Genomic DNA, 21,287 nt, shown 5'->3' with positions numbered 1-21,287 from the left:
GTTGTGGCTAGAACAAGTTCTTGCCAATGTCGCCCGCGCCGGCGCCGAAAGTTTCCGTCGTCGCAGCAATAACGAAGCCAAGAACGATCGCGGCGCAGCCAGAGGTGACGGCAATGATGATCCGCGCCACGCTAATGTCTTCCCCGCGCTCACCCGCTTTCTTGCGCATCAGCGTGATGCCGTAGACGACTGCCGCCACGCCAACGAGAACCGCGCAGACGATAACGACTTGCGTGAACAGCTTGGCCAGGTCGATCACCGTGTTCCCTATGTCGAACAGGTTCGCATGAGCCGACCCCATGACCGCCAGCTGCACCAACGGTGCAAACCCAAGCCTCATCCAGACAGATTTTCCGAGCTTTTTCATAACTTCTTCCTTCAAGAATGCCGACAAGTCGGGCTAACACCTTTGTTAAAAAAACAGAACTTCGTCCCTTCTGTCAGGAACCCCACAAACCGCCAATGTTCAAAGCAATGCCGCCGAACACGATGTGCCAAAGCCCACGCCACATGAGGTCTCCGCTTTGATTCGGGTTGCCATTCGACATTTCTCTCCACAGCAGAAGCCCTCTGAAGATAGCGATCCCACCAAACATGGCCACCCAACTGACGATTGCCAGAGCGACCCGCTTCCAGAAATTGCTTTGTGAGATCTGCGCAGGCAGATAGGAAAGCGCGCTGGACGGTTGCTGGGGAGCTGCGCCAAACAGCAGTTCGATAACGTCCGTCGAAAACCCCGCCAGGCGGAGAAAGAAGTAGCCAATAAGCACATGCGCGACGACAGGCCCGAATAGTGGGCGGCCCTCCCTCAAACCCTGCGACTGTGCAATGCACATTCTGGCGGCGAGGTAGAAGCAACATGTACCGGCCAGCACCGACAAACCCACGAAGATGAGCCGGAGAATGCCCTGGGTGAACGTTGGAGAGCCGTCGAGGAAGGCGTCGAGGTTCATGATTCGGTATTCATCAACGAGGATGGATTACGCCGGCAGTGGTGAGCACTTTCATTCCATCGAATCCGGTGACCTTTGCACCGCGCACGGTACTGCCCACGCGCACAGTCGCCTCGAGCTGGCCATCGCCATTCATAACCCACGCGATCTCCGTCGCCGCCCCCGTGGTGGGGTATGTTCCCTTCACCCAAAGACCCGCCAGCTTCGAACCGCCGCCTGCCGGCTGCCGTTGCTGGGCCGCCGGCGCCGCCTTTGACGCAGGCACGGAAGCCGCTACCCGCGGAGCCGTCCTGGCGTCCGCGACGCGCTTCTCTGCGCTCGCCGACGAAGCGGAGGCCGCCTTCTTGTCCTGATTCTGACTGCCCAGGCGATTGACCGCGTCGAGGATTTCCTTCTGACCAGCCTCCATAGCCGCCAGGCGCTGCTGCAGGTTCACGATCTGCACATTCACCTGAACCAGATTGACTGCGATCGTGTCCACCTTGCGTTCAATGTCAGGCAGCGGTGCGCTCGGTCTGGGCTCCGATCCGAGGCCGGGGCCAGTGGATAGTGGCTCGACCTCCAAATCGTTTCCAAATTGCGCCCCGTCCTGTTGGGAGACCCTCCCTGGAGCGCTCCGCTCGCTTTGTGGTGCGCCAGGGGCCACAACGACATCGGAAGGTTCGCGTCCCTCCACGCGTACGTCACCACCAGGGGAGGATGCTCGCGCGGGCTCCGCGGGCGTCAGATTCCGCCCGTCTCCGCTAACTGGCGAGTCCCCGCGCCGTTGGAGGCCGTCCTGCAGACTGGGAGCATCGAAAGACGTCGGCTCCGCCCGAGGCGCAGACGGCTTGAGGAATACGACGTAGATCGCGAGAACTACCCCACCAATGAATACGACAATGAATCCCCAGAAGAACAGGTTCCAACGGGCCCGGCGCTTCGCCCGATCAGCATCATCGGAATCATCGTCCGGATCCCCATTCTCGTTGTCATCGTCCAAATCGGAGTTGTGCGGATCTTCGTCGTCGACGTGGTGCAGGGGATCTGCCGCACCGGTAGCGGCAGGCGATCCAGCCCCTGTCGGCGTGGCATCGACTGCATCCCATGCATCAGCCGTGTCAATGGCGGTGGTGGTGGGCTTGCGCGGCGCGTCGACATCGTCCGCGTGTGCGGCTTGCCCGGATTGAGGTTCAGTGGTCATTCAGAATTTCTCCGTGTGGATATCTCTTTCACCGTCCGGCGGCTACTTTGCGTCTTTCGAATAGACAGGCTGCTCAAATCGAATGCCGATTGGAGTGAACTGGGGCAGCGTCATGCGATTCTTCTTCGAGGCGCGCCGTTGAACCTCGGCCTCGGTGATCTGTTGCGACTTCTTGATGGCCTCGCCGATCCCTTTGTTTCGGGCATCCTCCTGCGATGCACGCTCGTCGCTGACCACGATGTCCCCACCGATACCAGTCGGCACATACTTTGTGGCAGTGCGGCCCTTCTCGGTGAAGTAGGTCGCAGCTCCCCATAGGCCTGACGACAGGACCGGCATCACGTATCGGTCGAAGAATCTGTGGTCCACATCAGCGCCCATGGCACGCGAAGCGGTTTGCTCATTAACGCCAACTGCCTGGACTGTGTAGTATTTGCCGTCGAAACGCATCGAACTGAAGCCCATGGCGAAGTCCTCTTCGAAGACCACCAGCTTTCCGACGACCGTTGCGCCAGCGAGCGGCCCCCCCGTGATCCGCGCGGTAGCCTCATCGGTCTTATCCGTGTCGACCGGGCTCAGCAGCTCTGCCGGGTGGATCTCGATTCCACCGGTTATATCTGCCCCTCGGGAAGATCCGCCGGTCGGTTTGTCGCCGGCTTGAGCGGCCACCAATGCGCCCGATTGGCCCGGAGCGCTGGCCAGAGCTTTGTCCTTGTCACCAAACGACTGAACAGCCGCCCCCCGGATGTCCATCCCTTTCGCCATGCGCTCAATCTGACGCGCAAGGCCTGGGTATTCCTGCGCCCCCTGGCCCTGCCCTCCGGTCATTCGATTCGTGATCGGCATACTCTTCTCTGCAGCCTTGGACGGTTGCAGTTGGTCGACGGGAGTGGAAACGCCCAGGGTTCCCTCGTGAGGGATATACGAGCGGCCAGACTTTTGCGCCTCCTCGGCCTCTTCCTTGAAGATGCGGTTCTGCTTTTCTTGCATGGCGGGACTCAGCTCCCGGCGCACTTCCGCCGAGCCGGTTGGCGTGAGGCTCCCGATCGCGGTTGCGGGCGCGTCCGACTTCTTGCCGCTGCCCGCCATCCCGGCCAGGCCCAGTGCGATGACGATGGCCACGACCGCCACCACGATGACGAGCTTGAGATTGCGCTTGAATCCCCGATGGACAGGGCGCGCCTCATCCTTCTGCGATTCGGTGTCTTTTTTTGCCATAGCGGTCTACCAGTGATCCTTATTGGCGCACGCCTAGCGCGCCTTTCTCGGCCGCAGAGACCATAGGCTGCAGGCCCTTAATGCGAATGGTGTGCGATGTTCCATCGTCAGTTGCCACGGCAACGACCGGCGTGGCCGGCAGTTCGTAGACCGCGGTGCCATCTGCGGCCGGCATGCGGTCGTACCAGGCTGGGGACGACACCAGACCTGCTATTCGCAGGACCAGCCGGCCATCCGGCGATTGCCACGCCCTGGCCCCAGCAACGCCCTGAACTTCCAGCCGGCGCGCACCTTCGGGCGTACCGCCATAGAGGTAGCCGTCGAGCTTGGCGCCGACGCTGGGTAGGCCACTTGCCCGTCCCACCTTTGACACTGCCCCCGGCGACAGCGACGGCAGGCGCAGATCGACCCGCACGTCAGTGGTGACCTGCGCGGGGATGACGGTAAAGGACCAGGCGACGCTCATTCCTTCAAGGAGCACCCCGATTGAGGCGAGCTGGTGATTGCTGAGCGCTTCAACAGAAAGAGTGCTTTCGCCCATCTCCTCGACCTTGAAGGCGCCCTCGTTGTAGTTCTTCACTTTCTTCACCGGCCATCCGTTACCTTCGCGGTCGATGATGTTGATCAGCGCGCCTTGACCAGGAGTGATCTGCACCACCTGTGGTTTGGCGCCAGGCGAAAGGTCAATGTCGTACGTGACGGAGACGGGGATCAGGTCCGAACGGACGGGAGAGACCTCAGCCCCTTGCCGTTCATCCAGCTTCTTTTTGAAGTCTCGAATTTGGCCCGGATCCATCGGCGCTACCGCATCGACTGCGGTCTGCACGAAATCGACTCGCGGAGAAGGCAATGGGCCACCAGCGGACTCCGATTGTTGGGTACGACCACCTTGATCGGCACTGGCCCCCGCCGCGGCTTGCTGGGCCTGCTGAGTACCCGAAGGGGCTGGCCTGGCCGAGCTTTCACCACCACTTGCAGCGGATTGGGCACCAGTCGCCGGTTGGCTATCGGCGCCCCCACTGCCGACCGAAGCCACATCCTTTACCTGAGGTGCAACTCCGACCTGCCCTATACCCTTCCCACCGCTGCGCGCCGGAGCTTGGGCGCTGGCAGCTGTGGGCTGGGTGGCGGTGGGCTGTGATGCTGTGGTTGCCTGTTCGGCATGGCAGTTGAAGGCCGCGGCACCGGCCACTGTGGCGACAGCCACCATACGAAGACGCGAGAGCATTGGCTTCAAGAGGCGCATGGCTTGCCTATCAACGGGGGGTGAGCGGTTGCACTACCACGGCGGCACTCTTTCCGCTACGCACGGCTTCGTCGTAGGCGCAAAAAAAGCCGCACACGGTGCCGCAAGCGAAGTCGTTCGGGGCTTGGTGAAACCAGACCTCGTACTCGGAGAAGTCCGGGCCGAACGGGGGTTCACTGATATCGGCGAACGCACCGTGCTTCGTGGCCAGTTCGTTGTTGTGATAGTCGATTGCGTTCATCACGTGCAGGGCCACCTCGCTGGTCGCCAGGTCGTGTTCGCTGAGCGACTCGCGGCTCATTCGAACGGTATACAGCCCATAGGCAAAGCCAAACGCCAGGTCGTTAGGTGCCGTGTGCAGCAGCGTCATCGCGGCACCCGCCGACTTCATTTCAGTCGCGTCCATACCCCCCAGCGACCTCCACCAATCCGGCCAATGCTTGCTCAGAGTCTGGTGAATCCGCTGCATCATCATGGCCCGGATCTTGTAAATGCTCTGATTGTTAACGCTCAACTTCCGCTCCTTTGTCCTACTGCTGGGTGCATGCGGCAGCCCTAGCAATAGGCAGTTGTCATTTCACGTACTTGAATCGGGCGCGCAAGGCACACGCAAGTGATTGCCAATTGCGCGCCGACGCCGGGCCTAAGAAGCCGCTCTCCTGGGTTCCAACTGAATGGTGTGCACAGAGATTCCGCGCGTGTGTTCTTCCGGCGGTACCTGAACGACCAGGATGCGGGCGACCCTCAGCCGAGGCGAGTAGGAGGCCCGTTGACCTTGAAATCTGATCGTGATGGGGATCTCGACCTGCCACGCGACGCGTCCGTGAAACAGGTGCGCGGAGCGGACCATCAGGGGTGCCTCGGTGCCGGCACTCATGACGGCGCGCTCTTTACGCATCTCGTCAAGAATTGGCTCCAGCTGCTCTTGCAGCATGCGACCGCCCTGAGTCGTGTAGAACCGCTTCGCGTAGTTCAGCGTGCCAATGTGATTCACGAAGTCGTGGGAAAACGAGGCCCGCAGGGCTTCTTCGGCGAACTCTAGGACCCGAGCGTCCGAGACGTTGACCTGATCAAGTAGCGCAGGACGCATGATCCTGAGCTTGTCGTCCACCGCTATCGGTATCTGCTTTGTCCGGCTGGCCACGGTCAGCAGCAGAGCGTTGGAGACGACGCTGATGAACAGGCCGGTCGACAGAATTGCGACGACGGTCGCGGCGGATCTACGTTTGGGGGCCTTGCTCATGGCAGCTTCGCTCCATTGCCAAGGGCCGCCATCTCTTCTGATATCGCCACCGGAATTTGGGGCCGTTTGCCATCGACGTAGGCGGCCGGCCGATAGACCGCGCCCCCAGGGGCCAAGGCTTCAACCACGGCGTCTGCCGCGAAAAGGCGATAGGCGCCGAAGAGTGCGATGACCGCGCTGATCAGTAAAGCAACAGCCAGCCTGAACACCGCAGGGTTTGCGACCTGCTGGAATCCGCGGGCCAGATCGTTAGCCTCTTCCACCGTCGCGCTAGCGTCAATGAACGGTCCCATCATGCCGCCTGCGTCGCGGTCGGTAGGCCTGCGCCACTGCGTGAATTGAGCAACTGGGCCGCGCGGCCGCGCTCTTTCAGCCAGAGCAGGAACCGAGCCTTGCGCCGCACTTCACTGCGGCACCGACCCGACGGACTCGTTCTGAGGTTGGTCTCTTGCGTGAAACGGTGCCAAATTTCCGCCGGCGAGTACTGCGTCAGGCCGACGTTGGCCAACGCCTCCGGTACGTAAGCAGGCACGTGCCGCGATGTCGAGGGCTGGGAAACCACGGTGAGAGTGCCATTGCGCAATAGCAGAGCAACATAGGACCGGACCACATCGGCATCGTCGCTACCGAATTCGGCCTGGTCCATGAGCCACTCGATTCCTGCAGGCGCCACATCTTCCCGGGTGCCCCGCACCTGCACGCTATTCAATGTCGACGTTCTCACGCAATTCCACCAGTTCTTCTAGCTATTTATCAGGATGAACAAACATAACGAATCATAATGGAAAGAAAAAAATGCCCGCAACACTGTGACCACTTATTTGCATGTGGCCAGGGTGAGGGGCATCAGGGGGTGGGGGTAGGACACTCGCCCGGACCGAGGGTGTGGGGGAAGGATTCTCCGACAGGCGTTCGCCGGCCAAAGAAAAGGGCGCCCGGTGGGCGCCCTATGTACCCAACGCCAGCAAAGGCGTTAGGGCTGAATATTCAAAATTGGGGACGGGTTATACAGATCAATCACAGTCGGGTCGAAACGCATCGTCACGACTTTCGACTGGAGTTGATCTTTCTGGGGCATTCCGGGCACGCCAATCCGGCCGATGTATCGGACCGCCTGGAGCTTGGGATAGTCGTCGAACAGCTGCTGAAGCAGCGCGGGGAAGGTCCGCGCCATGTACAAGACATGCTCGTGCTTGCGATGAAGCAACGATGCTGCAATCTTCTCCATCTCAGACCGCTCGACGCGGCGAAGCTTGCTCAGCTGCTCATCGAAATGGGTTTGAAAATAGGTCAGGAGATCGCCAGTAATCGTCCGATCATTGCGCGTCAGATCCAGGCCAGGGGTCTCATCGAGCGGCGTCAGATTTCCAACCGAAAACGGGAAGGAGAAGTCGATGCGCTTCGGGATCTTGGGACGATACAGCTCATACAGCGCCGTACTGTAGCCACCGGCAGATTTGCTCCAGCCGGACTTCGCAATGTAGGTGTGCAACGGCTCCTTAAATCGGAACAGCTGATCTTCCCCATCCAGCAGGTCAACGCTGATCGTCCGGAGCGACACTTGGACCGGCGCAGCTTCAGATGTCGATGGGTCTATCGGACAGTAGGCTTCGAGCTGCTGCCGGCTGGTCTTCGGCATTGCGGCCACTGGCTGCACGATTTGCTCGGACTCAGCCGAGTCAGGGTTGGTTTTCATAGATCCTCAAGAGTGGAAAACACGGAGGGTCAGCGCTGCAGCAAAGCTACCGCGCTGACGCCCTCACTTGGCGTTCCGCACTACGCGCGAGGCGTACTGCTCTTTCACTTGTTCAAAGAGATCACTTTCAAAAGGATCTTGCTGGGCAATCTTCTCCAGTACGAATTCGGCCTGTGGCACGTGGCCAACCCGACGCTGCCAGCACCACTGCGCAAGAGCCTTCAGGTCCTGATAGGCCTGGTGAGCAGAACACATCGTCCCCCGCTCGTAATCGGCCATGTCGGCAGCATCGGCCTCGCGCAGCCGCGACATCAAAACGCGCAGCGAGGGCTTGGAATTGCTCCGGGTGCCGTTGACCATGGCGTACCGATTGTTGACGTTGCCATTGAGCAGCATGGGCAGCCACTCAAGCACCATCACGCGCAATCTGGAAAGCAGGTCCGCTCGGGGCCCCCCCATGTTGAGCCAATGTGGTGAATCGTAGTAAACGCCGATGTCCTGAAAGAGCCAATCGGTGAAGCGGTCGGATTTCCAGTGGTCCTCTTCAGCCACGATCCGCAGCGAGAGCGGATGGGGCTTGGCCACATAGAGATGCAAGTTCATCTCGACCTGAATGTCGACCAGGCCCGGCCGAGCGATCGCTTCGCGAAACCGCACCTCTTGAGGCGAGCTCACGCCAAGGATCTCCGCGGCCTGGCGCTCGGTCATCTGCAAAGGCCCCTCGCGCAAGAGATTTAGCTTCTCGCCGGTCAGCGGAAAGTCCGCCGGATCAGCGACCTTGCGCAGGTAGTACTGCAGGCGCGTCGGCTTGGTCTTGGAAGGGTCGAAATACTGGAGTTCTATCGCCATAAATGGGATCGGTTGCGCATCTGAGCCCGCGCGTTCGTTATTGTTTGACCGCAATCCTCACACCGGAAAATTGCGCGGCATACGCAATTCCTGCGGACTCATCGCTAAGAAGATGAATCGTAAGGATCATACATTCTTTACATACCCCGCAAAAGGGCGCAACGGTTTCAAAAAGCGTCAGCAGCGACGCCCCAGCACGACGCAAAAGGCAACTTGGCATCCTAGCCAGCACTATGTTGCGCCCCCTATTTTGCGTACACTACGCGCTTTTTTCAAGACGAATCTGAAACTTTCCATTTATTTCTCCAAAATTCTTGGGAATCGGTCTTCGATCTGTCATTATGAATCGTAAATCTGATTCATACCTAAGACCAGCAAGTTCCTAGCCCATCGAGGCTCAGTTTTCTACGGAGAAGACCCGAAATGAGTACGCCCAAATCCCGCCAGCTCGCGTCCAAGCTGGCCCTCTCGGTACTGACCCTGGCCATCCTGTCCGCCTGCGGCGGTGGGGGTGGCGGCGGTGGTGGTGGCAGCGGTGGCAATGGTGGCGGCTCGCTGCCCGGCACCGGCGGCACCGGTGGTACGGGCGGCGACACCGGCGGGAATACGGGCGGTTCGTGGCCCACGTCGCCCACGCCGTCCGTGCCCAATGCCGCGTCCTTCGATGCCACGGGCGTCAAGGTAGGCATCCTCGACACTGGCTTCGATGCTGACCCCTCGGGCAATCACCCGGCCGCGGTCGCTGGCGCCTTGCAGGAAGTGATTTCGCCTGCCTTGGCAGAGGCCGGCACGCACGGCGCCATTGTCAGCCGTGTAGCTGGTGGCAAAGACATCGGCGACGGCTTCCCGAAGGGTATGGCCAGCGGCTTCAGCCTCTATCAGGCAAATCAACCGTCCTCATTCTCGGCAGCGACCCTGAGCACCAGCTTTACGACCTTGGCCAGCCGCGGCGTAAAGATCGTGAACAACTCATGGTCGTTTCCGACGGACCCGCAGTACGCGTTCCCCGGCGGCGCCCAGACGCAGCCCGGCTCCACTACTGCCCAGAACTTCCTCCCGGTGTTCCGTGACGCCGTCCTGCGAGATGGCCAGCTGCTGATTTGGGCCAACGGCAATGAATCGCAGGCCAATCCGTTCTTCGCCGCCGGCGCGCCCTACATCGATCCGGCACTCCAGCGCGGCTGGCTGACCGTGACGCAGCTCCAAGCCGACGGCACCCTGGCGCCTTGGTCGAACCAGTGCGGTGTGGCCGCCAACTGGTGCGTAAGCGCTCAAGCGCCGGCAGGTCTGAGCGGGACGTCTTTCGCCGCGCCCGTTGTAACCGCAACCGCCGCCCTGGTGTCCCAGGCCTATCCGTGGATGGACAACAGCGCGCTGCGTCAGACCATCCTTTCCACCGCGGACGACCTGGGCGACCGCACCAAGTTTGGTTGGGGCCGTCTGAATCCCGATCGCGCGGTTCGCGGTCCGGCGAAGTTCGACACAGCTCTGACCCTGGGTGGCGACTTCGTGGCCAACTTCGACAATTACCGGTCGCAGTTCTTCAACGACATTTCCGGCAATGCCGGCCTGACCAAGGATGGCACGGGCTCGCTGGTCCTGTGGGGCAATAACACCTACGCAGGTGGAACCACCATCAGCAAGGGCACCGTCGAGCTGTACGGCAGCGTCAGCAGCGACGTCAACGTGTTCGTCGACGGCCAACTGGCCTCGAACGGCGGCGTCGCCGGCGCCTCTGTGAACAACAGTGGGGTTGTCCAGGCAACTGGCAAGGGCCTGCACATCAAAGGCAACTACAACGCCTGGCGCCCCCAGGCAACCCTGATGACCCAACTGGGCACCACCGTCGTCGTGGATGGCCAGGCCGCTTTGAACAACTCCGGCCTGGTCGTGACCAAGCCCGATGACACCTACGTCGTCAAGGCCAAGGAAACCGCGTTGAAAGCGGGTCAGGTCAACGGGCAATTCGGCACGGTCACGGGCGGAGCTGGTCTGCTCTACTCTGTGACGGCTACCTACACGCCGACCCAAGTGGACTTGGACGTCCTGCGCAGCAACGTCGCCAGCGTGTCGCAAAGCCTCTACGCCGGCCAGACCAGCCGCCTGGCGGCCGCCGATGCAGTCGAAACCGCATTCCAGGCCACTGACGCCAAGGTGCAAGGCGTCCAATCGTCGGTGACCAACGACTTCGTCGTTGCCGCGGCAAAGCTCCAGGCGGTTGACAGCACGGCCGCACTCGCCACCGCTCTGGATAGCGTCAGCGGGCAAATCTACGCTTCGTCCCAAGCTCTGACCTTCCAACAGTCTCAAGCAATCAACCGTGCCCTCTCCAACCGGGTCGACGATCTCTCGATTCCTGGTGCCAAGACGGGCGCCTGGGTGAACATGATCGGCGGCACGGGCAAGCTGAAGCAGTCGGGTTTCGCCGGCGCCGACACCAACCTGTTCGGTGGCCAGATCGGCTTCGATCACCGCATTTCGGAAAACGGCATCCTCGGTGCTGCGCTGACCTGGTCGGACGCCAAGGCGAATTTCGACAGCTACGGCGGCAAGTCGAAGAGCCAAGGTACGGGCCTGTCCCTCTATGGCCGTTACGGCGCTGACGCTGGCACCTACGTCTCCGGTCGTGCTGGCTACGAATGGATCCACTCCAACGTGAAGCGCGACATCCTGGTCAACGGCGCCGATCATGTGAACAGCGGTCGTACCGACGCGGTCACTTCGCTTTACGCTGAAGTCGGCCATACCTTCAGCCTGAATGGCGCGCGTGTCACGCCCTTCGTCGGTCTGTCCTACGACCATCTGAAGCGCGGTGCCATCTACGAGAACGAGAGTGCTTTCGGCCTCAAGGCAGACAAGAAGTCCTACGACCAGACGGCTGGCCTCCTGGGTCTGCGTCTGCAATCCGCTCCGGTCGAGTGGTTTGCTGGCCAAACCACCTTCAGCGGATACGGCGCCTATCGCTACGGCAATCCCACCAGCCTGGACTTCACCGCATCGTTCGCCGGCGCCCCCGACGCAGGATTCCAGGTCAAGGGCATCGGCCTGCAACGCCACACCGGCTGGGTGGGCCTGGGCGCCAACTCGCAGCTCGGCAACAGCCTGTCCTGGTTCGCGAACTACGACATGCAGTTGGGTCGCGGTGGCGTCACCAACAACGTCTTCTCCGCTGGCCTGCGCTACCAGTTCCACTGATCTGCATTTCTAGGGGGGTGGCGTGCCGGCGCGCCCCCCGAGTTTGGCGAGGGCCTCACCCCTCGCCTTTTTTTTGCCTATCGCTTCTGTGAAACGCCGCTCTCACCAAAAGTTTTGCTGGCGTGGCTAGCCTCGGTAGTCTGGTTGAACAGCTCACTGACTCAGCTGAAGAGACAGTCCCCGTCGCCGCAATGGCAGCACCGGAGGACAGTTTCCGACCAACTCCACGCAAGGTTCCACATGAAAGCCATCACCTACCCCACCGTCCGAGAGGCTTCCGCATTCCTCGACGGCGTCGCCTACGTCAACGACAGTTCCATTTCCGGGCTTGGCATCCGGCAGCGCGCCGACGGCAGCGCAGAGGCACTGCTGGACGATCTGGACGCAATCGACGACTCGTCCGAGCAAGTCTTGCCTCTTTTTCCCGCGGCGTCTGAAGTGATGCACCCCTCGACGACCGAGATTCTTCGCGCCAAGCATCGCACCGCATTCGAACGTGGCTATCAACTGTCCCTGGGGGAGGCAGAACAACTCCCGGGCGACGACCGTTGCCCCTACTTCCGCGCAGGTTGCGCTGCCGCGCGGCGCGAACTGGTCGAGGGCGGCGGCCGTGACGCATCCAATTCGAGTGACGAATACTGGCTCGAGTTTCTTGAGTTGCGCCTGCTGGAGCTGGACGCCCAAGGCGTCTGATCACTGCCCAGTCTTCTATGGTCAGCGGCCTGGAGCCGCTGACCGACCTGCCACGAGGGTGTGCTGATGGAATTCTTTGGAGTTCATACGCCAGTATGTACTCTGGTTGACAGGCGGGCCCTGCATACCGCAGCCCGCACTTAGAGAAGACCACATGTCCCACGCATCCACTTCCGCCACCTGCATCTTCACAGTTCGACGGTACACCGCTGTCATTCACGCCCTGTTCGGCTCGATGGACTCGAAGCTCGAGGCCGTCCACTCCGAAGCACCTGGCTGCCGGGCCTACGCGTTCTACATGACGGACACTGATTGCGTCTGTGAAGCGGATACGGTTTGGGCAGGGCTTACATCCCTGCGCAGGACGCTCGCCATTCCTGCGACCGTCGTTGAACCGACCCGTGAAGACACTATCCGCGCCCTCTTCACTTACTTCAAGCAGCCCGACCACTCGGCGCTCCGGGTTCTTCTGGATCAAAGCGACTCGGGATTCATCCCTATCGACACCCTGTATCGCCTCGCAGAGGTGTTCCAGGATGGGCATGGGCTGTATTCCCTGTCGATCGAGCAGGGGTTCTGGGCAGACAAAGCTGACCTGGGAATCTATGGCGGAGCCGCTCACCATTGTGGATCGCACTATTCAGCCCAGGTCGATACCAATGCAATCCTGGCCGTGGCAAGCGGCCTTCAGTCTCACCTGGCTGAGGGAAGGATGTCTCAGGCAGCTGGCGCCATGGCGGCGTGCGTCCAGCAGCTGGTGGCGGGCATTCGCGATGAGCAGCAAAGAGCACAAGTCATGGACAAGCTTGTCGCCGATCTGCTATCCGCGCCTGATCCATCTGCCTCGGGTGCTGGAAACGGGCATCCTGAGCGCTTGACCACCATTGTCCTGTCCTCTGCCCATGTCCCCGATCGTGAAGCGCCCGCCCCGTACCTGGCCAGCGCAGGAGAGCCGATTCGCTACGGCTGGCTTTGGAAGGTGCCCGAGCGACTGCCGGAGGTTCGGCAACATCTTCAGCTTCCTGAGTGGATGGTGCCGATTCTCGCGTTCGCTGACTCGGTGGGCGCTCATCGAATCGAATTCGACGCGGACGGGGAGCTGGTGATCGGGCTTGCCATGTACGACTAGACCCAAGCCTTCATGCCCGGCGCTGCCCGCGCCGGCCCAACTCCGCTTACCCCCTGGCGCGCTAAGTGCGTGCCCTCTGCCGGCGCCCCCTATCTTGCTACCACAGCGGGGGCGCCTGGACGCTGCCATGCCGAATAGGAGCCGACCTCATGAAATCCGAAGACCAATACTCGTACCAGGCCTACATACAACGCCTTCGCGCGTTGCTGCTTTCCCTTGGCCCCCTTGCCGCAATAGTGGTGGGCGACGGGATCGCCGCCTCCCTGGACGCCGACGGCCGCCTATTCGGATATGCGTACAACGACTTGAACCAGGATGAATTCGATTTCGAGCAAAGCGCCTGGCATGAGACGTCCTGGACCGGTGAAACACACACGGAGACCTGGTCGGTATTCGTCGCGCCCGTTTACTTGTGCCGGCCGTCCGCGTAGCTCGCCAGCCAGCGAACTCAGGAGTCAGGTGAAGAAGTTTGGGATGGGCTGACCGTATCTGTAGTCTGGATTTCACATCCTACTCACCTAGCTGACGCGTCCCAGTTCGCCATGACCATCATCATTCAACCGCTCTCCCAGCCCCGCCTTATCGCCAACGCCCTGCTCCCTCTGGCTGCGCTGGCCGCGCAGGAGCCCGGCGCCTATCAAACCGATCCCAGCTCAATCCAGACCGGTCTGAAGGCAATCAAGCAAGACAATGTCATCTTGTTGCGTTGCTGTCAGGCCCTTGTCTCAGGCGATCCCGTCCTGATCAGTCAAGAGCAAGCCGGCGTACGGCTCGGCGTCGAACGCGTTGGGCCGGACGAGCAGCCTATGCCATTCCACGTGATCGACGCGGCCGAGGAAGAAGGCTGGATCCATATCCTCACAGCAGACCAATGGGCCTACTTCTACAAGCTTGTAGATCGCGATGAGGCCTGCGCAGTTCAAGACTGAGCCTCTCGACAATCCCGGAGCGCGTTGCTGGCGTCTCCCATCTTTTTTTGCCCTGAAGGAAAAATCATGAGCACACCCCAAATGCGTCTTTGGCGCGCTGTCCTTCCCTGGGAGCAGGCGGATGAAGGCCATTTCACATCAGAAGCGTGGGCACAGAATTCCACGGACGCCTGCATCGCCGTAGCGAGCGAGATGGCCGATGCTGACGCCACCCTCGATTTTGTCGACCTGGCGCATCGCGAAGACTGGATCAGCGCGCGAGCTGGCGAAGCCATCAGCGTGTTCGACGTGCGCATGCAGGTCAGACAAACCCTGTACGCCCTGTTTGCCGACGACCTTCAACTGCCGGCCAGGCCGGGCGGCGGCGAGATCTGCTGGTCTGCGTTGACCGCTGTGATGCGCATCCATCGTCGCGCGTTGTTCCCGGACACCGCCACCGAGCGCCCCCCTCAGTCCTTCGTACTCGACCAGGTTATCGACGGCGAAGCTCGCCAACGGGTCGGCCACCTGGTGACCGTCCACGAGGCCGTGCACGATGCGCGGATGGCCACAGGAGGCTACGCGCTCACAGTTCTTTGACGGCAACTCGGGGGGGCGGACCGAGGCGGGCCGGCGCCCTACCTTGTCTTCGTGCTCACAAAAAGTTTTGAAGTACATATGTCCATATGTATTCTGAAATTGATCTATTGCTCATACGTCGGAATGCACATGGCCAAAAAGAACAACTCTCGTCACACCGATCACCACCGCGCGGTGATCAAGCTCCTTGAGTCCTTCAGCGGGCGACACCAGATGTGGCGGGTCTGGGAAGACTTCATCGCCAGCGTCGCATGCGCCATCAGTGCTTCCGTGGACAGCGCGCGGCGGACTGCAAGGGAGCAGGAGTACCAGGCAATCAGCAAGCGGTACACGGCAGAAGAAATGAGCCACTTCGCCGAAGGCCTGGCGCACGTCGTCTTCGCTTTGGAGGAGCGCCACCAGGACTTTCTCGGAAGTCTGTTCATGGCCTTAGACCTGGGCAACAAGCATCGCGGTCAATTCTTCACGCCTTACGAGGTCAGTCGCCTCATGGCGCAGATCAATTTCGGGGGAGACGTGCAGGAGCAGGTCGCCCAAAACGGCTTTATCACTGTGCTCGATCCCTGCATTGGGGGCGGCGCCATGGTGATCGCCATGGCCGAGATCATCCTGGGTCACGATTTTCCGACGCATCGCACCATTCACGTCACCGGCGTGGACATCGACATCACGGCCGTCCAGATGGCCTTCATCCAGTTGTCCTTGCTGAACGTGCCGGCGGTGATTCTTCATGGCAATTCGCTGGGCCCCAGCCCCTACGCGGGTTGGAACACAGACAGCGCATGGCGCACGCCCGCACACTGCGTCTGGGGCTGGGAAGCCCGTCTACACGAGCGCGAGGTCCGGCGCAGGGCATCGACAGCGGCCGACGCCCAGGACGCGGCCCAGACGCCTGTCCCGCCGGCCGACCGCACCGCACCCGCAGCGGCCTCCCAAATCAACCAGGCGATCACGGCGGAAGTCCAATGAAGATGCGCACTCGCCGAATTCACCAGGTGCTAATCCTGTCCCCCCGAACGCTGGGCCGAGACCCTGGCGCTGGCGGGCTGCTGGTGGCGCTGTACCCCGCGATCCACCGAAAAGGCGGGCATCGGCATGCCCGAGTGATCAGCTCTCGACGGCGGCGCAGCTCGCGGCCGCGCCCCTAAACCATCCCGATCAGGAGCTCGACCATGACCTTGCCCTCCCCCGAAATCCTCGAACTCATCTCGCGCGGCGCGCTGTTTGTCGTGAACCACTCCGGCGGAAAGGACTCCCAGGCCATGTATCTGGTGCTGCGAGCCTTCATTCCTGCGAGCCAGATGGTCATCGTCCACGCCGACCTCGGTGCCGTCGAGTGGGCCGGCGCCGTCGACCACATCAAGGCGACCACCACCAGCGAACCTCTGCACATCTGCCGTTCGCGCCGCACACTGCTGCAAATGATCGAGGAACGCGGCATGTTCCCAAGCCCACAGCAGCGCCAATGCACGTCCGACCTCAAGCGTGGGCCCATCGAGCGGACCATCCGAACCATCGTAGAGATCCGCATCAAGAAGTGGGTCGGTCGAGGGCCGGACGCGAGGATCGGCACCCAGGAGCGCGCCGACGCCCTGGCCGCCGGCATGGGTCTTATCGTGAACTGCATGGGCATGCGCGCGGAGGAGAGCAGCGGCCGCGCCAAACTCACCCCGTTCAAACTGCATACCGGCAACAGCAAGGCCGGCCGCGAATGGTACGACTGGCTACCTATTCACGAAATGCTGGAAGACCAGGTCTACCGGTCTACCTGCAGGGCATGCGCCGTTTCAGCTGTGTTTTCTGCATTATGGCCAGCGAAGAGGACCTCCGCACGGCGGCGCGCCTGGCGACTGAGAGGCCCGAGTTGCTCAATGACCCAGATCTTTATAGAAAATATGTGGCCCTCGAACGAAAGACAGAGCACGTCATGCTGATGCCCACGAAAAAGCACGGTCGGCGGTCGCTCGAGGAAGTCACAGGCGTACTCGTTGATGTGCCATCCACTACACGCACAGAGCTCTCGACGACGTCGAGCACTGCGATCTCGTCACAACTATCGCTTTTCGTTTAGCAAGCCGACCCGCCATTCATCTTTGATGGAGAAATCATGAACCAAGTTGCCACGCCCACTGTTGGCCATGAAGCAGAAACCACCCCCGCCAAGCTGTCCTCCGTCACCCTCGGAATCCTCATCGAGTTGGCCAACGGCTGCGCCAAGGATCATGCGAACTGGGGCACGCCCGGATCCAATGATCGGCACTCCACCCACTACTACCTTGAACTGATACGCCGGCGCATCTCCAATCTGAACGGGGGCGAAACGGACAAGGCGTTGCAACGTGCGACTTTGCTGCACATCGCACGCCATGCTCTGGCCGGTATCGAGGCCTTGGACACCGAGACGCCCGATCATCGCGCTCAGGGGAGACAGCCGCGCGACGAATAGCCATGGCGCCGTGCAGCCCTGCAAACCGGGTTACCATTTCGCAAGAAAACCTGCGCCTACACATAGGCTACGAGGAAAACAATGAAAACCATCTTTCTGTCTGTGGTTCTTGTGAGCGTGCCGTTCACGGCCAGCTCGCAGCTGGACGGCCAGGCTCAAACAACACGGTGGGCGCCCACCTCAACCAACTCGTCTGACGATAGCGGCGTCTTCGAGCCGTCTGCGTCAGGAGCTGTCGAAGGCATCTATATCGAACTCCCTCCGGCGAGAATCGGGCCGAATCGGCTTGTATACAGCGCTGCATTCGCAGGAAAGCCGTGCGCGATCGAAGTTGCAAAAGACGCGGACGCGCAGCCAAGCCAATGGCAGGTAACCGAGCAAAGCTGCACTCGCTAAGCATGGGGGCGTGTGAGCGACGACCGATCCCCAACGGCTCTCAAGTATGGGGCAACTATCCATTGGCCCCAGCACCGTACAGCCCATGACCCTAGAGTTTCCGCCCCCCCTTTCGCTAAAGCAATTTGCAGCCCTGGCCGATATAGCCCGTCTGGATTCAGCTAGCACGCGAAACGCCATCCGTCAGATCGTCGTGCACGGTGCAGCGCGCTTAAGCGTGGCTGCCGAGTTGGGCGTCGGCAAGGCCACTATCAGTAACGCTGTCGGGCGCCTGCGATCGGCCCTATCCACAGCCCAAGCTGCAATTCCTGACCTGTCTGAAGCGCATGGGAGGGCCACAAGCCAGGTAGACGCCTTGTGCCAGATCGCCAGGCTACGCCCCCAGGAAGAGCTGGCCGCACGTGCGGTAGTGCTCGATGGACTCACCCTAGCCCAGGCTGCCGCCCGGGCGGACTGCTCTTGCGCAACCGCCCGTGCCTCTGTTGCGCGCCTGCTGATGGGGATAGACCTCGCGCATCAGGCTGTCGGGGGCGCTGAGTCATCCCGCCCAAGCTACGCTTGGTCCGCGCATCTCCACGAGCAGTTGGGCCACATCCCCTACCCGTTCTAGAACAAGCCTGCCCCAAAACCTGGGAAATGACCGCTCCAGACCACCAGCGCGACACTCCCAGCCCCCAAAGTAGCGCACGCGAGTCCAGTCAGCAGCCGGCGCGAGGCCCTGCGCGGCGCTGAGTCACTGTCTGCAAGACTGACTTTGGCAGCGAGGTCGTCTAGCTGCAGCTCAAGTTCGCCAGCGAGAATACTGGCGATGAAGCTCGCAATATAGGGGTGCCTTGCGCGATACAGCACCGCCTTGCCTTCTTCCCCGCCAGCGGCCCGTCGGAGATAGACCTGCAGGGCCGGGTCCCCGTCCCTCGCACGCCCCTCTACATCCCTCAGGCGCAGCGCCTGTACGAAGCGGCCGGCGTCCAGCTGCGTCCCTTGGTGATCTCGCTGCCAGATCAGCGAATCCACGACGGCCGACCACAGCGCCATGGCCTCACGCGTTGTGGTATCGGCGCCGTGGCCCAGGCCGGGTCGTGCGCCCAGCCGCCAAGCCATCCAACGCTTCAGCTGCTCTGCAGTGGCACCACCACCAGGCATTCTCTGCCGGCAGACCGCGTCAATCGCCCCCGGCTGCTGTTCAATACGCATAGCTGCAGTAAATCTGGGCGATGGCCTGAGCGAGCTTAGGATTGCCCACAGTCTGCCCCCAGTCGGGCGCATTCACCCGCACTCGCCAAAGTCCGCCGGAGTTCTCTGCCACCCATTCCCACGCCGGACGAGTGGAGTCGAACGCACGCGGCACCAGGTAGATCAGAGAGGATCCAAGGTTGCCGCAGGCAGGCTTGGGCACGGTGTCGCCGTTCATCACGATCCGTGATGCCACAAGCGTCAGCGCCGAGTACTGGTCAGACAGCTTGCGCCAGTTTCCATTGCGGCACACCAACGTTCCGGCCGTACCTTGCGCCAGAGATCCGCCCACCGTTTGCGCCCCGCAGCTGTCGCCCTCGGTGGCCACCCTCAAAAACTCCATCCAAAGGGTTCCCTGGGTGCCGGCGTCGTTGCAATAGGCAACGCCACCCTGGGTGGTCAGCGCCATCATGCCCAGTTGCTCAGCGCTGCAGGGCTGGCTGGCACGCACTGTCGCCGACGCATTGCGCAGCCGCAGCTTCTGTGCATCGAATTGCGTGCTTTCAACCCGAGTATCTGTCCCATCCTGACGACGGATAGCCACGCCTGAATTCGTACCCAGCTTGAGGTCCAGCCCCTCGTCTTCGCCCACCGCGGTCACCGACGTCCCCCGAACGCGCAGGCCGCCATCCGAGTCGACAAGACCCTTTGTCGTCACACCGACTGTGCCGTCGACCACCGTCTGCTTGCCACCGGCAAACTCGCCTCGAGATGCCTGGAGCAGGCCTTCGCAGTTGACCAGCACGCGCCCCTCGGGTCGAATTTCGACACAGTGCTTACCAGCACCGTCATCACCCACACCGAGATCGCCCTTGACGTTGACCACATTCAAGTTGGTGGTGCCCGCGACGGTCAGGTTGCCCTGCAGATCTGGATCTCGCGAGTCTCGGATGCGCACAAACTGCTCATACATGGTGGTGTCGAGCAGCGCATGCACGCCGACGATCCCATCCATCCCCAAGTCGACCGGATTCGCAAACGCCCCAGTCGCGCCGCGAAGCTCGGCGGGATTGTCGACCTGGGCCGCCATCCCATACCCGGCGGTAGACATGAGAAACTTTCCGATCATGTTCGAATCCCCGAAGCGGGCGATACCCGAATTCAATGGGCGGGACGAATAGGCCATCGCGTCGATCCGACACTGCGTCCCCGGGCAGGTCGCCCCGCCGGAACGGATCACCCTGATCAGCGGGATATTTCCCAGCGGTGCGGAGGCAGGAAACCCCGACGGCACGTTCTTGGCGCGCCGCAAGTCCAGGAGCGAAAGAGAGAACTCCTCGCTCCCGTCCCCCAAAGTCCGTTCGAGCCGAAATGACGGATAGCCCGGCCGCCCAGAACCACCGGGCCCAGGCGCCGTTCCGGCACGAATCGCATCGTACCGCCCACGGGCAATATCGTCGAACGTGCTGCTTAAGAAGGCATCCAATCCCCCTTTTACGCTGAGCATATAGGTGCCGGTGAACTCGGCCACCGTATCGTCGAGATCTGCCTTCACCTTGCTGGAACCAAGCACAGCAAGGACGGCCAGGATGGCCAACACGATCCCCAGCTCAGCCAACAGGGAGCCTGCCTGACGTTTCATCCGCGCTAGCCGTGCTCTTTGCTTCATCATGTCTACTCCGTAGCCCATAGGCTGAACCCGGGCTCAGTCGCCGATCAGGCTGCTCACTTCGAGCCGGCGCTAATTTCGTAGTTGCCCACAGTGAACACGATGGTGTTCGCTTCACCTTCCACGCACGCCGCGTCGGCATTGGTCGCGTTGAAGTTGACGGGGGTCTCAGTGTTCTTCAGCTCTTGGCCGTTGATCGAGATCTTGCTCGCATCGCGGGCCAAAATTCCCGTCAGCGGTGCGCACGCAATGTTGTGCACCTTGTCAAGCGTCAGCGTGTAGCCACGGCCGCCGTCGCTCGGGCTGTAGCGCACCACACCGCCGCTGCCTAGGTTGTGCTGAACCACAAACGTTGTCGTGTTCGAAGAGAGTGTGGTAGATCCGTTCAGCGCCAGCGCAAAAGCGCGCTGCGTACCTGACTGAAACGCGACGTTCGGATCGGCCGCGGCTGCACCATTCACGCGGCTCCTGGCCATGAACCTCCTCAGGTCGTCCGCCACCTTTGGAACCTTTCCGTCGATAAGGTATGCGTCTACCCGTGGAATCGAATAGATCGCAACGATCGCAACCAGAACGAGCACGACGCCGAACTCGACCAGGGTAAAGCCATGAGCAAGCCGAGCCCTGCGACTACCCATGATCTGCGCATCTAAGCCTGCAACGGATTGAATATTGGACTGCATGTTTATC

Annotated in this window: 24 protein-coding genes; 10 read left to right on the top strand and 14 right to left on the bottom strand. The window is 61.3% G+C overall.

Annotated features, from left to right (window positions below):
* Window positions 1–7 precede the first annotated feature (7 nt).
* The 11 genes from U858_RS0123780 to U858_RS0123730 all read right to left on the bottom strand — a co-directional run bounded on the left by U858_RS0123780 (window position 8) and on the right by U858_RS0123730 (window position 8,388).
* On the bottom strand, window positions 8–367 hold the full coding sequence (locus U858_RS0123780; protein WP_025139650.1) for a DUF6750 family protein: 360 nt from the start codon (window positions 365–367) through the stop codon (window positions 8–10).
* 73 nt (window positions 368–440) lie between these two features.
* On the bottom strand, window positions 441–953 hold the full coding sequence (locus tag U858_RS0123775) for a hypothetical protein (protein WP_025139649.1): 513 nt from the start codon (window positions 951–953) through the stop codon (window positions 441–443).
* 13 nt (window positions 954–966) lie between these two features.
* Entirely contained in the window at window positions 967–2,136 is a 1,170-nt protein-coding gene (locus tag U858_RS0123770) for a hypothetical protein (RefSeq protein ID WP_025139648.1), read from the bottom strand.
* A gap of 42 nt (window positions 2,137–2,178) precedes the next feature.
* Complete coding sequence (locus U858_RS0123765; RefSeq protein ID WP_025139647.1) at window positions 2,179–3,354, bottom strand: DotG/IcmE/VirB10 family protein; 1,176 nt, start codon at window positions 3,352–3,354, stop codon at window positions 2,179–2,181.
* Between the two features lie 19 nt (window positions 3,355–3,373).
* Window positions 3,374–4,180 (bottom strand): DotH/IcmK family type IV secretion protein, encoded by an 807-nt coding sequence (locus U858_RS34985; protein WP_232786591.1) that lies wholly within the window; start codon window positions 4,178–4,180, stop codon window positions 3,374–3,376.
* Between the two features lie 430 nt (window positions 4,181–4,610).
* Window positions 4,611–5,114 (bottom strand): hypothetical protein, encoded by a 504-nt coding sequence (locus U858_RS0123755; protein WP_025139645.1) that lies wholly within the window; start codon window positions 5,112–5,114, stop codon window positions 4,611–4,613.
* Window positions 5,115–5,243: 129 nt separating this feature from the next.
* Window positions 5,244–5,843 carry a DotI/IcmL family type IV secretion protein gene (locus U858_RS0123750; RefSeq protein WP_025139644.1) on the bottom strand — a complete coding sequence of 200 codons (600 nt, stop codon included), beginning with the start codon at window positions 5,841–5,843 and terminating at the stop codon, window positions 5,244–5,246.
* Window positions 5,840–6,139 carry a hypothetical protein gene (locus U858_RS0123745; RefSeq protein ID WP_025139643.1) on the bottom strand — a complete coding sequence of 100 codons (300 nt, stop codon included), beginning with the start codon at window positions 6,137–6,139 and terminating at the stop codon, window positions 5,840–5,842. Before U858_RS0123745 ends, U858_RS0123750 begins: the two co-directional genes overlap by 4 nt.
* Entirely contained in the window at window positions 6,136–6,489 is a 354-nt protein-coding gene (locus U858_RS0123740) for a hypothetical protein (protein WP_025139642.1), read from the bottom strand. The genes U858_RS0123745 and U858_RS0123740 overlap by 4 nt, the downstream gene beginning before the upstream one ends.
* A 327-nt stretch (window positions 6,490–6,816) precedes the next feature.
* Entirely contained in the window at window positions 6,817–7,539 is a 723-nt protein-coding gene (locus U858_RS0123735) for a hypothetical protein (RefSeq protein WP_025139641.1), read from the bottom strand.
* A 63-nt stretch (window positions 7,540–7,602) separates the two neighbouring features.
* Window positions 7,603–8,388, bottom strand: a complete 786-nt coding sequence (locus U858_RS0123730; RefSeq protein ID WP_025139640.1) for a hypothetical protein — start codon at window positions 8,386–8,388, stop codon at window positions 7,603–7,605.
* A gap of 423 nt (window positions 8,389–8,811) precedes the next feature.
* Between U858_RS0123730 and U858_RS0123725 the strand changes: the two genes are divergently transcribed.
* The 10 genes from U858_RS0123725 to U858_RS36255 all read left to right on the top strand — a co-directional run bounded on the left by U858_RS0123725 (window position 8,812) and on the right by U858_RS36255 (window position 18,365).
* Window positions 8,812–11,583, top strand: coding sequence for an autotransporter serine protease (locus U858_RS0123725; RefSeq protein ID WP_025139639.1), 2,772 nt, complete (start codon window positions 8,812–8,814; stop codon window positions 11,581–11,583).
* A 240-nt stretch (window positions 11,584–11,823) separates the two neighbouring features.
* Window positions 11,824–12,276: a hypothetical protein gene (locus U858_RS0123720; RefSeq protein ID WP_025139638.1), complete on the top strand. Its 453-nt coding sequence runs from the start codon at window positions 11,824–11,826 to the stop codon at window positions 12,274–12,276.
* Between the two features lie 154 nt (window positions 12,277–12,430).
* On the top strand, window positions 12,431–13,405 hold the full coding sequence (locus U858_RS0123715; protein ID WP_025139637.1) for a hypothetical protein: 975 nt from the start codon (window positions 12,431–12,433) through the stop codon (window positions 13,403–13,405).
* 149 nt (window positions 13,406–13,554) lie between these two features.
* Window positions 13,555–13,836, top strand: a complete 282-nt coding sequence (locus U858_RS0123710) for a hypothetical protein (RefSeq protein WP_025139636.1) — start codon at window positions 13,555–13,557, stop codon at window positions 13,834–13,836.
* A 111-nt stretch (window positions 13,837–13,947) separates the two neighbouring features.
* Window positions 13,948–14,334: a hypothetical protein gene (locus U858_RS0123705; protein WP_025139635.1), complete on the top strand. Its 387-nt coding sequence runs from the start codon at window positions 13,948–13,950 to the stop codon at window positions 14,332–14,334.
* 66 nt (window positions 14,335–14,400) lie between these two features.
* Window positions 14,401–14,913, top strand: a complete 513-nt coding sequence (locus U858_RS0123700; protein WP_025139634.1) for a hypothetical protein — start codon at window positions 14,401–14,403, stop codon at window positions 14,911–14,913.
* 129 nt (window positions 14,914–15,042) lie between these two features.
* The gene (locus U858_RS0123695; RefSeq protein ID WP_081821720.1) at window positions 15,043–15,882 is read left to right on the top strand and encodes an N-6 DNA methylase; all 840 of its coding nucleotides are present in this window, start codon (window positions 15,043–15,045) and stop codon (window positions 15,880–15,882) included.
* A 203-nt stretch (window positions 15,883–16,085) separates the two neighbouring features.
* Complete coding sequence (locus U858_RS33880) at window positions 16,086–16,847, top strand: phosphoadenosine phosphosulfate reductase family protein (protein WP_198529756.1); 762 nt, start codon at window positions 16,086–16,088, stop codon at window positions 16,845–16,847.
* 173 nt (window positions 16,848–17,020) lie between these two features.
* On the top strand, window positions 17,021–17,359 hold the full coding sequence (locus U858_RS0123685; protein WP_025139632.1) for a hypothetical protein: 339 nt from the start codon (window positions 17,021–17,023) through the stop codon (window positions 17,357–17,359).
* A gap of 442 nt (window positions 17,360–17,801) precedes the next feature.
* On the top strand, window positions 17,802–18,365 hold the full coding sequence (locus U858_RS36255; RefSeq protein ID WP_025139631.1) for a TrfB-related DNA-binding protein: 564 nt from the start codon (window positions 17,802–17,804) through the stop codon (window positions 18,363–18,365).
* Here U858_RS36255 and U858_RS0123675 read toward each other — a convergent pair.
* Genes U858_RS0123675 through U858_RS0123665 form a run of 3 tightly spaced genes read right to left on the bottom strand, consistent with a single transcriptional unit; the run spans window position 18,362 to window position 21,280 of the window.
* The gene (locus U858_RS0123675) at window positions 18,362–18,949 is read right to left on the bottom strand and encodes a hypothetical protein (protein ID WP_157838850.1); all 588 of its coding nucleotides are present in this window, start codon (window positions 18,947–18,949) and stop codon (window positions 18,362–18,364) included. The two genes, U858_RS36255 and U858_RS0123675, sit on opposite strands and share 4 nt — an antisense overlap.
* A complete protein-coding gene (locus tag U858_RS0123670; protein WP_025139629.1) occupies window positions 18,939–20,600 on the bottom strand; it encodes a hypothetical protein in 1,662 nt (553 codons plus the stop codon). Before U858_RS0123670 ends, U858_RS0123675 begins: the two co-directional genes overlap by 11 nt.
* A gap of 53 nt (window positions 20,601–20,653) precedes the next feature.
* Window positions 20,654–21,280, bottom strand: a complete 627-nt coding sequence (locus tag U858_RS0123665) for a type 4 pilus major pilin (protein WP_157838849.1) — start codon at window positions 21,278–21,280, stop codon at window positions 20,654–20,656.
* Window positions 21,281–21,287 lie beyond the last annotated feature (7 nt).

This window comes from Achromobacter sp. DH1f (genome assembly GCF_000633435.1).
In the GTDB taxonomy this organism is placed as follows: Bacteria; Pseudomonadota; Gammaproteobacteria; order Burkholderiales; family Burkholderiaceae_B; genus Achromobacter; species Achromobacter deleyi.
The sequence above is the reverse complement of the archived record's forward strand: the minus strand, read 5'-3'. Positions and strand labels throughout refer to the sequence as shown.